At 39.1% G+C, this 12,523-nt stretch carries 10 protein-coding genes and 1 pseudogene; 5 read left to right on the plus strand and 6 right to left on the minus strand.

All coding sequences use genetic code 11. The annotated features are described in order from the left end of the window. The first annotated feature begins 8 nt into the window (after window positions 1-8). The 4 genes from thiL to glmS are packed head-to-tail and all read left to right on the plus strand — an operon-like array spanning window position 9 to window position 4,651. Window positions 9-926 (plus strand): thiamine-phosphate kinase, encoded by a 918-nt coding sequence (thiL, locus tag J690_RS12765; RefSeq protein ID WP_017481844.1) that lies wholly within the window; start codon window positions 9-11, stop codon window positions 924-926. Beyond that, a complete protein-coding gene (locus tag J690_RS12770; RefSeq protein WP_032036213.1) occupies window positions 904-1,419 on the plus strand; it encodes a phosphatidylglycerophosphatase A family protein in 516 nt (171 codons plus the stop codon). Before thiL ends, J690_RS12770 begins: the two co-directional genes overlap by 23 nt. 16 nt (window positions 1,420-1,435) lie before the next feature. Beyond that, complete coding sequence (glmU, locus tag J690_RS12775; RefSeq protein ID WP_032036215.1) at window positions 1,436-2,800, plus strand: bifunctional UDP-N-acetylglucosamine diphosphorylase/glucosamine-1-phosphate N-acetyltransferase GlmU; 1,365 nt, start codon at window positions 1,436-1,438, stop codon at window positions 2,798-2,800. Window positions 2,801-2,812: 12 nt separating this feature from the next. Next, window positions 2,813-4,651 (plus strand): glutamine--fructose-6-phosphate transaminase (isomerizing), encoded by a 1,839-nt coding sequence (gene glmS, locus J690_RS12780; RefSeq protein ID WP_032036216.1) that lies wholly within the window; start codon window positions 2,813-2,815, stop codon window positions 4,649-4,651. Window positions 4,652-4,890: 239 nt separating this feature from the next. Here the strand turns inward: glmS and J690_RS23845 are convergent. Then, window positions 4,891-5,189: pseudogene (locus J690_RS23845) on the minus strand (hypothetical protein). Between the two features lie 898 nt (window positions 5,190-6,087). Between J690_RS23845 and J690_RS12785 the strand changes: the two are divergent. Continuing rightward, window positions 6,088-6,711 (plus strand): LysE family translocator, encoded by a 624-nt coding sequence (locus J690_RS12785; RefSeq protein ID WP_032036218.1) that lies wholly within the window; start codon window positions 6,088-6,090, stop codon window positions 6,709-6,711. On the opposite strand, the gene murI is transcribed toward J690_RS12785, so the two are convergent. The 5 genes from murI to hutI all read right to left on the minus strand — a co-directional run bounded on the left by murI (window position 6,698) and on the right by hutI (window position 12,482). After that, a complete protein-coding gene (murI, locus tag J690_RS12790) occupies window positions 6,698-7,498 on the minus strand; it encodes a glutamate racemase (protein WP_032036220.1) in 801 nt (266 codons plus the stop codon). The two genes, J690_RS12785 and murI, sit on opposite strands and share 14 nt — an antisense overlap. Window positions 7,499-7,521: 23 nt before the next feature. Continuing rightward, on the minus strand, window positions 7,522-8,160 hold the full coding sequence (locus tag J690_RS12795; RefSeq protein ID WP_005804362.1) for an HAD family hydrolase: 639 nt from the start codon (window positions 8,158-8,160) through the stop codon (window positions 7,522-7,524). A 104-nt stretch (window positions 8,161-8,264) separates the two neighbouring features. Continuing rightward, a complete protein-coding gene (locus J690_RS12800; RefSeq protein ID WP_032036221.1) occupies window positions 8,265-10,091 on the minus strand; it encodes a DUF885 domain-containing protein in 1,827 nt (608 codons plus the stop codon). Between the two features lie 254 nt (window positions 10,092-10,345). Continuing rightward, entirely contained in the window at window positions 10,346-11,266 is a 921-nt protein-coding gene (gene hutG, locus J690_RS12805; protein WP_032036222.1) for a formimidoylglutamase, read from the minus strand. Window positions 11,267-11,276: 10 nt separating this feature from the next. Next, complete coding sequence (gene hutI / locus J690_RS12810; protein WP_032036224.1) at window positions 11,277-12,482, minus strand: imidazolonepropionase; 1,206 nt, start codon at window positions 12,480-12,482, stop codon at window positions 11,277-11,279. Window positions 12,483-12,523 lie beyond the last annotated feature (41 nt).

Genomic DNA, 12,523 nt, shown 5'->3' on the forward strand with positions numbered 1-12,523 from the left:
AAGTTGATATGGCTGAGTTTTCTATTATTGACCAGTACTTTAACAGACAATCTTATACAGATGTCACCTTGGGTATTGGAGATGACTCAGCCTTAATTACCCCTCCCGTAAACCAACAATTGGTGATCTGTGCAGATACACTCGTTGCTGGACGTCATTTTCCTCTTGATACTTCTGCCCATGCGATTGGCTGGAAAAGCGTAGCTGTCAATCTTTCAGATATTGCTGCCATGGGGGCAAAACCGCATAGTATTTTACTTGCGCTCAGCCTACCCACAATTGATCATGAATGGCTTGAAGGATTCAGTCAGGGAATTTATGACTGCTGTAATCAATTTGGGGTTGCTCTCATTGGTGGAGACACGACCCAAGGCCCTCATCTCACCATTACTGTTACGGCCATGGGCTGGATTGAAAGCGGACAAGCCGTGTTACGTTCAGGTGCCAAAGTCGGTGACTATGTTTGTGTGAGCGGTCAAGTTGGTGATGCAGCTTATGGTTTACAGCACCTAGGTCATCCATTACAAAAAAGACTGGACTACCCGACTCCACGTTGTCAACTTGGACAACAGTTGAAGGGATTAGCATCTAGTATGATTGATATTTCTGATGGATTAGCCCAAGATTTAGGCCATATATTAAAAGCTTCAAAGGTCGGTGCCCGATTACTTTTAGAAAAGTTACCGATTGATTCAACGCTAGAAGAATTACCAGAACAGCAGCGCTGGCAATATGCTTTGGCCGGTGGTGATGATTACGAGTTATGTTTTACAATAACACCGCAAAATTATGAAAAACTTTTGCAAAAACAACTAGACATTAAGATTACAATGATCGGAGAGATCGTTGAGCAAACACAACTAACTTTTGAGCACTTGGGTTCAGATTACCCATTGCAAATTCATGGATACCAACACTTTGCATAAGCCACCGATTCATTTTAAGGACATGTCTTGGTTCAACCGCTGCATCGTTTTCTGTGGAGTTGGTTTCGGATCTGGTCTCGCACCTAAAGCTCCCGGTACTTTTGGCTCTGCCTTTGCCCTACTCTTCATTCCAATCTGGTTATCGCTTGGCTTTAACTTAAGCTTGATCGCTATCCTCATCATGTCCTTGGTGGGAATTTATATTTGTGGTCAAACTGCAAAAGTTATTGATGTACACGATGATGGTCGAATTGTGTGGGACGAGTTTGCAGGTCAATCTATTACCTTTCTTCCTCTGCTTTATTTACAACAAATGAATTGGATGTGGGTGATTGGGGGATTTATATTATTTCGGATTTTCGATGTTTGGAAACCTTGGCCTATACGCGTTATTGATCGTCAAGTGCATGGTGGTTTTGGTATTATGCTTGACGATATTATTGCCGGTGTATGGGCTGCTCTTTGTACACTAATTATTATCCATTTGAGTTAAATCATTAGAGTTATACATGTCAACTACCGTCATTATTCTTGCTGCTGGCAAAGGAACGCGTATGCGTTCTCAGCTTCCTAAAGTACTACAACCTTTAGCGGGTCGCCCACTTTTAGGACATGTCATTCAAACAGCAAAAAAAATACACGCAGAAAATATTATTACGATTTATGGACATGGTGGTGACCACGTCAAACAAACTTTTGCACAAGAAAAGATTCAATGGGTTGAACAAGCAGAACAATTAGGTACAGGTCATGCGGTACAAATGACTTTACCAGTACTTCCTAAAGACGGTATTTCATTAATTCTTTATGGTGATGTACCTTTGGTACGTCAAACAACGCTAGAGCAACTTGTTGAAGTTTCAAATAAAACGGGCATTGGCATGATTACTTTACATGTCGACAACCCGACAGGTTATGGTCGTATCGTTCGTCAAGAAGGTAAGATTCAAGCGATTGTTGAGCATAAAGATGCAACAGAAGCTCAGCGTCAGATTCAAGAAATCAACACAGGTATTTACTGTGTTAGCAACGCAAAACTTCATGAGTGGTTGCCTAAACTTTCAAATGAAAATGCGCAAGGCGAATATTATCTAACTGACATCGTAGCAATGGCTGTTGCAGATGGTCTAGAAATCGCATCTATTCAACCAGAACTCGCTTTTGAAGTTGAAGGCGTCAATGACCGCTTACAACTTGCTGCACTTGAACGTGAGTTCCAGCAACAGCAAGCAAAAGAGCTTATGCAACAAGGCGTAACTTTTGCAGACCCTGCACGCTTTGACTTACGCGGTTCTGTGAAAGTTGGACATGACGTTCGTATTGACGTAAATGTGATTATTGAAGGTGACTGTGAACTGGGCGATTTTGTAGAAATCGGCGCTGGTTGTATTTTAAAGAACACCAAAATTGCAGCCGGAACTAAAGTTCAAGCCTATAGCGTTTTTGATGGTGCAGTTGTAGGCGAAAATGCTCAAATTGGACCATTTGCACGCTTACGCCCAGGCGCGAAATTGGCAAATGAAGTACATATCGGCAACTTTGTTGAAGTTAAAAACACAACGATTGGATTGGGCAGTAAAGCCAACCATTTCACTTATTTAGGTGATGCAGAAATCGGTGCTGAATCGAATATTGGGGCAGGTACGATTACTTGTAATTACGACGGTGCAAATAAACACAAAACCACTATTGGCGATGCCGTTTTTATCGGTTCTAATAGCTCGCTGGTTGCTCCGGTAACCATTGGGAATGGCGCAACAGTTGGTGCGGGTTCTGTGATTACGAAAGATGTAGCCGAACAAAGTCTCTCCTTTGAACGTGCGCAACAAATTTCAAAAGCAAATTATCAACGTCCCCAAAAGGTTAAAAAATAAGAGGATTGAAGTATGTGTGGTATCGTCGGAGGCGTTGCACAGCGTTGTGTAACCGAGATTTTAATTGAAGGTTTAAAACGTCTTGAATACCGCGGTTATGATTCTGCGGGTGTTGCTTTATTGAATAACCAACAAATTTTACGTGAGCGTCGTGTAGGTAAAGTAATCAATCTTGCAGATGCAGTGACTGAACACCAACTTACAGGAGCTATCGGGATCGCACATACCCGTTGGGCAACACACGGTAAACCAACTGAAAATAATGCTCACCCGCATATGTCTGGTAAGGTTGCTGTTGTACATAACGGTATCATTGAAAACTACCAAGAATTAAAAGACGACCTTCAAGCTTTAGGTTATGTTTTTACTTCTCAAACAGATACTGAAGTTGTTGCACACTTAGTTGCTGAAGCTCTAAAAAGCACAGGTAGCCTTTTAGATGCTGTTGAAACTGTTGTACCTCAGCTTAAAGGTGCTTACGCGCTAGGTATTATCCATAGCGATTATCCAGATGAACTGATTACTGTACGTGAAGGTTCACCACTCGTGATTGGTGTAGGTATTGGTGAAAACTTTATTAGTTCAGACCAACTTGCACTTTTGCCTGTAACTAACCGCTTTATGTACCTTGAAGAAGGCGATATTGCACGTCTTACACGTACTTCAATTGAAGTATTTGCAAATGGCGAACGCGTTGAGCGTCCAGTACGAGAGCTTGACGCAACTGTAAGTAGTGCATCAAAAGGTGAATACAAGCACTACATGCTCAAAGAAATTTATGAGCAACCAGAAGCAATCAAGCAAACGATTTCTCAAGCGCTTGATGGCAATAGCTTACGTGATGATTTCTTGAAAAATGCTGATGCAGATTTCAACAAAATTCAAAGCGTACAAATCATTGCGTGTGGTACAAGTTACCACTCAGGAATGATTGCGAAATATTGGTTTGAACAACTGATTGGCGTGCCTTGCCAAGTTGAAATCGCGAGTGAATTCCGCTATCGCACCCCTGTAATTGTTGAAAATACACTTTATATTTGTATTTCACAGTCAGGTGAAACTGCCGATACTTTAGCGGCACTACGTGAAACTCAAAAGCGTGCAAAAGCAAACAATATCGATATTCAGACTTTGACTATCTGTAACGTTGCTACGTCTTCAATGGTTCGTGAAACTGATCACCACTTATTGACGCTTGCTGGTCCTGAAATTGGTGTTGCTTCAACTAAAGCGTTCACGACTCAGCTCGCTGCGCTTATGTTGTTAATCTTGAAAATTGGTCAAGTAAAACAACGTATTAGCCCTGCTCTTCTTGAAGAAATTACGCGTGAGCTATGGCACAGCCCGAAAGTTATTCTTGATACGCTTAAACATGATCCAGAAATTTTGCGTTTGTCTGAATTATTCGTTGAAAAAAATCACTGCTTATTCTTAGGCCGTGGCACGAATTATCCAATCGCATTGGAAGGCGCATTAAAGCTAAAAGAAATTTCATATATTCATGCAGAAGGCTATGCAGCTGGTGAGTTAAAACACGGCCCATTAGCACTTGTTGATAATGAAATGCCGATCGTAATTCTTGCTCCAAATGATGAAATGCTTGATAAGCTAAAATCGAATATGGAAGAAGTTCAAGCACGTGGTGGTGAGCTATTTGTTTTCGCTGATGAAAATAGCGGAATCAATGGAAAAGACCGTCAACACGTTGTACATATTCCAGCAGTAAACGAATGGCTAGCTCCAATTGTTTATAGCGTACCAGTTCAGTTGTTGTCGTATCACGTTGCTGTATTACGTGGTACAGACGTTGACCAGCCACGTAACTTGGCGAAGTCAGTAACTGTAGAGTAATTCAAAAAATATCATTATTAAGGCATCACCTGCTTTAATAATTGATTGATTAAGCCCGATATGTATAACTGCATATCGGGCTTTTTTATTGCATTCATATCGCTACACAGACGCTTTTGCGTGTAAGAGAATCTAGTTTGATAGTAGAAAACTCCCCCTAGGCCCCTGAGTCACAATGGACTTTTACTTTTGCGCTGATTTAAAGTTTGAGAGATCATTGCGACACAGAGATAAAGGAGCTAAGCGAAATACTTAGCCCATTTCAGTTTTGTTGCAGTGTTGAATGCTGCTGAACAAGTTAGGGGCAAAGTCCTGTGGGAGAAAAGGACTTTGCAAGCTGGTGTGTTTTAAACGTTGCACGATTTGAGGTGAATACACTTGCGCGAGCTGTTGGCAAACACAATCGCAACTGGCTTGCATGTGTTCATCTGATAAACAAATTCTTTTAAATTACTGCTGAGCGTTCGCATCATCATTTGTAATACTGTAAGCACCGACCACAAGGTTTAAAAAACAATATAAATTTATGAAGTTTCATATTATTCTCATGATTATTTATATCTTTAGATAAAATAAAAATATAATTAATTCAAATATTAAAATAATTTTTAAATAATAATTAATCCTCCCATAAAAAACAGGAAAATAAAATAATTAAAATTTTAAAATAAAAATAATTTATAAATTTAAAAAATCAGATCGCAGAAAATCCATATTTTAAATAAATAAAATTATTAACTAAGAGAGAAAAATGAGTTTGAATAATGGCATGGCCAACTCCTTAAAAATGGAGTCCTACCACCAGATCACCGCGAATTAATTTATGGTGGCAGAACGAAAGAGGGTTGACAGACTGGTGCCCATAGAGACCAGCACGCACGGGGCGTCCCCCTTCCGTCCTACCGCAAAGAAAGGGGACGCAAGGGTCTAACGACTTATAGTAGAACTATAATCCGCTATGGGGACTTACGGTCTGTCAAAACCGTCTGGCAATGTAGGCCAGCAACGAGATAATAATCGGTATAATAAAGAACGTCAATTTATTTTAATAAAAAAGTTTAAATATAATAATTTTATTCATATTTAAATAATATTACTGTCTTTATTATATTTATGGCTTTTAATTAAATTTAAAATATAAACATGAGTTATATATATTTAGTTAATAAAATAGATTGATCGTTAATTCTAATTTAATAGTTTGTATAAATATATACGATGAGAAAAGTTAAGTATAAAAAATATCTTAATCTAGGTACTCTGAGCTTAGAGTTTTGTAATTGAGATTTTTTGATAGTGACTCTAAAAGTTAGATCAAGTTATTTTGAGTTTTTATAGCCATAAATCTGATTATAAAATTGAAATACTTATAAATTTCATATACTTTAAATTGTTTAAAATTCACTCAAAAATAGTAACAATAAGATAGGTAAAACATGATTTCTTTAGAGCTTTTCATTACATTTTTAATTACTACAATTATTTTTGCTTATATTCCGGGTCCAGCAATGCTGTATACCGCTGCACAGACGCTTTCTCGTGGTAGAAAATCTGGTTTGATGGCTGCATTTGGAATTTTCGTAGGAGGTTGTTTTCATATCATAGCGGCGTCTTTAGGCTTAACGACCATCTTTCAAATCATTCCAAAACTCTATGATATTATTAAAATTTTAGGTGCTTTGTATTTAGTTTGGTTAGGCATTAAATTAATTAGATCGACCTCGTCCCCGACTCTTCAGCAAAATGTTGAAAATGGTCAGTTATCTTTGAGGCAGAGCATTCTGGTCGAAGTTTTAAACCCTAAAACCGCTATTTTTTATATCGCTTTTTTACCTCAATTTATTAATACCTCATTAGATTTTCCAGTTTGGTCTCAGTTCATCATTTTAGGGCTGATTGTGAATCTGATCTTTGTTTCTGCTGATGTGGTTTGTGTGTTTTTAGCCAATTACATTAGTCAAAAATTAACTAAATCGAAGAAGCCCCAAAAATCTATGTTAGTGATGGGTGGACTCATTTTTATGGGGCTAGGCGTTTTTCTTGGCTTTAAAAATCAGTAGTTTCTACAGGTAAATGTTTACCTAACAAAGAAAAAGTAACGTCCGCAACTTCCAACGGGTCTGAACTGGTCCAAATAATATGATTTCCCTCATTTGGACTTTCAGAACTTAAATGATATTGATTGAGCTGCCGAATTAATTGCGCTGTTACAGCTTCCGAAGGCTCAATAATTTGGATATCACGACCTACAATTTCCTGAATCGTGTCTGAGACAAATGGATAGTGTGTGCATCCTAAAATAATCGTATCGACTTTTTGCTCGACTAACGGCGCCAAAATATTTTCTAAATAATCCTTAACTTCCGCGGTATGTGCTTTGCCCGTTTCAATTTTTTCGGCCAAACCAATACAAGGTACTAAAGACACTTTGATATTTTGTGCGTAAGTTTCGATTAAATTCTTGAGATTTTTTCCCTTAACCGTCGTTGCAGTTGCCAAAACCGCAATATGCTTACTTTGAGTGATTGCCACTGCGGGTTTTACGGCGGGTTCTATGGCAATAAGTGGCACATTAATTTGCGCTCTAATCGTTTCAATCGCTACAGCGGTCATGGTGTTACAAGCAACCACAATCGCTTTGCAATTCCCGTCATTTATAAGATTTGAGATTAAGTGAGTGGTTCTTGAAACAATCCAGTCGCTTTCTTTGTCTCCATACGGGACATATTTCGAATCAGCGAAATAGATAATATCTTCATTCGGAAGAGCCTGCCGAATATGCTTAAAGAGAGACAACCCGCCTAAACCAGAGTCAATCATTCCAATCGGGTTGTTATTGTTATTCATTGTTTGTCCTGTATTTCATATATTTAGAAAAATTCTTTCATGGTTGCCAAGTCATTGAGCACGACTTTGGGCTGAATGGTTTTTAATTTTTCAGCCGATGTATAACCCCAACCTACCGCAGCAAAATCAATGCCTGCTTTATGTGCAGCTTCGCCATCAGTCGTTTGGTCTCCGACATAAATGGCCTGCTCTTTATTTAAATTCAAAATATTGAGAACACGCTTAATTCGTTTAGCTTTGCCAAATATAGACGAGCCACCATCAATATGGCTAAAAAGTTCACATAGTTCTGTACCGAGAATACTTTGACAGTTTTCTTTAGAGTTTGAAGTAATAATTGCGAGCGTATATCCCCGATTATGTAGTTCAATTAAGTGGTCCCGCATGCCTTCAAACATGTAAACTTCTTGGTCTCTTTCTTTCATTAAACGAATGAAATCTTTGGCAATCCAAGGCAGTTTCCACCTAGAAACATTCATCTCTTTCATAATTTCTTTTGGTGAAAGATGTTTGTACTGCTCTACTTCATGTAGCTCTACAGATTTAAATTTATGTTTCTTGGCAAGCTGATTTAAAGCACCTAAAAAGAAGCTAAAGGAGTCGACTAAAGTACCGTCCATATCAAAAATAATAGCTTGGTATTCTTTTAAAGATTTTTCCATTTTAAAGTTCTGAAATAAAATATATTTTTTATAATTATATTCTGTTTTCTATTGGTTTTTAAATCAGGCCCAATGAGGACCTGACCTAAATTTTGATTTTTATTTTAAGCTGCCGCTTTTTGTTCCTTAATCCAATTTTTAATACGTGCATCCAGAATATTTAAAGGCAATGTTCCTGCATTTAAAATCATGTCATGGAATGCTTTGATATCAAAACGGTCTCCAAGCTCCTGTTTGGCGAGCTCCCGTAGCTCTAAAATTTTCAGTTGTCCCATCTTATATGCTAATGCTTGGGCAGGAATAGCAATATAGCGATCTGCCTCTGCCTGAATATCTGGTTCATCTAACGCGGAATGTTCTCTCATAAAATCAATCATTTGCTGACGGGTCCATTTTTTATAATGTACCCCAGTGTCAACCACTAGACGACAAGCACGGAACAAATCACTCGATAGTCTTCCATAGTCTGAAAGCGGGTCTTTATAGAAACCAACATCTTTACCCAATTGCTCTGCGTAAAGTGCCCATCCTTCAATATAAGCTGTATGGTTGGGTTGCTTTCGGAACATCGGTAAATTTGGCAGATTTTGGGCAATATCAATCTGCATATGGTGCCCAGGAATCGCCTCATGATAAGCGGTCGCTTCCATTGATATTTTGGAACGTTCAGAGAAGTCGCCAGTATTTACATACACCTGTCCGGGACGTGAACCATCAGGCGTGCCTTGGTGATACTCCGCACCTGCCGCTTCTTTTTCTCGATATTGCTCTACAGGTAAAACTTCGACTTTATTTTTTGGTAATAAACCAAAGAGCTTCGGCAACTCTGGCTGCATTTGGGCAATATATCCTCGATAAATCTCTAAAATTTCTTCACGGGATTTGGGGAAAACAGCGGGATTTGTTTTTAAGGATTGTTGGAAACTTTTTAAGTCATTGAAACCTTGTGCTTTGGCAATTTTCAGCATTTCCGCTTCTATACGAGCAACTTCTTTTAATCCGAGCTGATGAATAGTTTCAGGGCTTTCAGAGGTTGTCGTATTGTTTTCTACATAAAAGCGATAGAGCTCGTCACCGTTTGGCAAGCTCCATATACCCTCGTGTTGTCGTCCATAGGGGAAGTAATCTTTCTGAATAAACGTCCCGAGTTTTTGATAGGCAGGCCGAACATTCTGATCTATGACTTGTAGCACTTCACGGCTTAAACGCTCTTGTTCTGCTTTCGAAATATTTTTTGGAAATTGCTTTAATGGAGAGGCAAAAACACTGTCCTTCCCTGCGGGAGTCGCAATGCTATTAATCTGCTTTGCCACCTTTTCAATTAAATATTTGGGTGGCATCAAACCATCTTTTTGGCCTTGTTTCGCTAACTGAATACCTTGCTCAAGAATAAGAGGAATTTGTTTTAAACGAGAAATATAGTCTTGATATTGCTTAGCATTATCAAATGGAATCGAACTAATAAATCCCGGAAATTGTAAATGTAGCCCCCACATTTGATTAAAAGGCATCTCATACAATTTCAAATCATAATTTTTAAGTGTTTCTTTCAACTGATAAATCATTAAATCTTTATTTAATTGATCAGTTGCTGAAAACCCAGTGCTATCAATTGCTTCAAAACGTTTTAAAAAATTTTGCGTACTTTTTTTATCTTTCTCGATCTGATTTTTTGAAAGCTCAGTCCATCGATTGTTGTAGCGTAAATCTCCTAAAACGGTTGCAGTTTCAGGACTATTTTTCAAAGTGTATTCCCACTGTTCCTGTAAAAGTTGGTTTAAAGCTTTCACCCGAACAGAGACATTACTGTTTTGTTTAGATTGTGATTTTTCGATGGTATTTGTATTTATTTCGGGGGTTGCAGCATTAGAAGAATGAGACATCCAAAATAAAACACTGATACAAGCCAATTGTAAGGTTCTGTTTTTCATTTAATTATCCAGAAATATTTAACAAAGGTTAAAATAAAGACAAAACAAATTACGTGCCAAGCAGCATATAAAATGGTGTAAAAATCGAGTATTTTTTTAACTAAATGATTTTATAAATTAATTTTCTTTTTAATTATATTATTTATAGTTGCTATCTATATTCCACATCTGACTTTAATAGACCAAGAAATTAAAAAAAAGTGCACATGAACGATCTCAGTGCACTTTTGAATTTCTACATTAAAAATTGTTTCTCAAGAAAACAAATATTGATAAACAATATACGCAGCCAGTTTTGCTGTTCTATTGTCTAAATCAAATTTTGGATTGCACTCAGCAATATCTAAAAGTTTAATTTTTCCAGTCTCTTGAATATGCTTAAAAATCGCTTCAAAAGTGGCTAAATCAATTCCTTTAACAGCTGGTGCACTGACCCCCGGTGCAACCGCAGCCGCGAAGACATCTAAATCAATCGTAACGTACAAACAGTCTACTTTTTCAATAAAAGCGTCAACTGCCGCGAGCACGTTGTTTAGGTTAAAAATATTAACCTCATGATCGCGTAAATATGAACAATTCAGCGCATCGGCAGTATCAAACAAAACTTTAGTATTGGCATGGTTGGCGACCCCAATACATAAATAATTAAATTGTTTTTGATGCTGTTCTGAAAGTCGAGCTGCCTGTAAAAATGGTGTTCCAGAGGTGGCATGCTCTGCTTCACGTAAATCAAAATGGGCATCGAAATTAATAATGCCTATTTTTTTATCTGGTGCGTGGGCTTGTACATATTGGAACAGACCACTAAAGCTACCAAATGCAACTTCATGTCCACCGCCCAATACAATCGGCTTTAAACCATTTTGCAAGCTGTTTGCGACTTGCTCCGCCAACTCAGTTTGGGCTTGCTCTAAATTGTCATATTCGCAGGTCACTGTACCCAAATCGACAATACTGACTGGGCGATGAATCGGTAAATTAGCCAGTTGAGTACGGATTGCATCTGGTGCATCGGCAGCACCGACTCGCCCCTTGTTACGCTTCACGCCTTCATCAGAGCTAAAACCAATCAGGGCAAATTCAGTAGGTTGGGTTTTGTTCATGATATGGTGAATACGTTGGTGTGCTTCACCCTCGCCATCATGACGGCCTTGCCATTTAAATGTGTGATTCATGTGCCACCGTCTAAAAAATAACTTCTTGTCCATGCTGAACGACTCGCTTAGGCAAATCTCCGCCCAGCCAGTAAACAATTTCAGATGGATGCTCAATATCCCAAGCCACAAAGTCAGCGACTTTACCTTGCTCTAAACTGCCGTGTGTTTGCTCTAAACCGAGCGCTTGTGCAGCATGAATGGTGACACCTGCTAAGGCTTGCTCAGGCGTTAAGCGAAAAAGTGTGCTGCCCATATTGAGCATTAAACGTAAAGAAAGTGCTGGAGATGTACCCGGGTTTAAATCACTCGATAGCGCAATACGCACGCCATGTTTAATGAGGCTTTCAATCGGTGGATATTGTGTTTCACGCAATAAATAAAAGGCACCCGGTAATAACACTGCAACCGTGCCCGACTCTGCCATGGCTTTGACATCGTCTTCGGTCATGTACTCTAAATGGTCAGCCGACAAAGCATGATAACGTGCTGCCAAACTTGAGCCACCTAGCGATGAGAGCTGCTCAGCATGGAGCTTAACGGGCAAACCTAATGATTGTGCCGTTTTAAAAACACGTTCAACCTGAGCTGGTGAAAATGCCAAATGCTCGCAGAATGCATCTACTGCATCGACTAAGCCTTCAGCATGCAGTTTAGGCAGCATTTCTGTACATATATGCTCGATATAAGCATCGCTTTGGTCTTTGTACTCTGGCGGTAACGCATGTGCAGCTAAACATGTGCTTTTGACCGTCATTGGTAAAGCTTCACCAATTTGACGGATCACACGCAGCATCTTGCGTTCATTTTCGTAATTGAGTCCGTAGCCAGATTTGATCTCGATGGTTGTAACGCCGTCTTGTTGCATACAGCGAATACGCTTAAGAGCTGATTTCAGTAATTGTTCTTCGCTGGCTTCACGCGTTGCACGCACTGTACTGGCAATGCCGCCACCGCTTGCTGCAATTTCAGCATAACTCACGCCTTGTAAGCGCTTTTCAAACTCAACACTACGGTTACCACCAAATACACTATGCGTATGACAGTCGATCAACCCCGGGGTTACCCAAGCGCCATTTAAATTAACTGTTTCGGAATAAGTGTCGGCAGGAAGTTGTTGTTGTTTTCCAATCCAGTGAATCAGATGCCCTTCTGTGACTATTGCTGCATCTTCAATATAGGAATATTGCCCATTTTGCATGGTCGCAATGTGGCAATTTTGCCAAAGTTTTTTCATTCGCCTTTCCTCAAAACTGCCCAACAGTAAAGCTATTGGGC

The organism is Acinetobacter sp. 742879 (assembly GCF_000588535.1).
Classification (GTDB): domain Bacteria; phylum Pseudomonadota; class Gammaproteobacteria; order Pseudomonadales; family Moraxellaceae; genus Acinetobacter; species Acinetobacter pittii.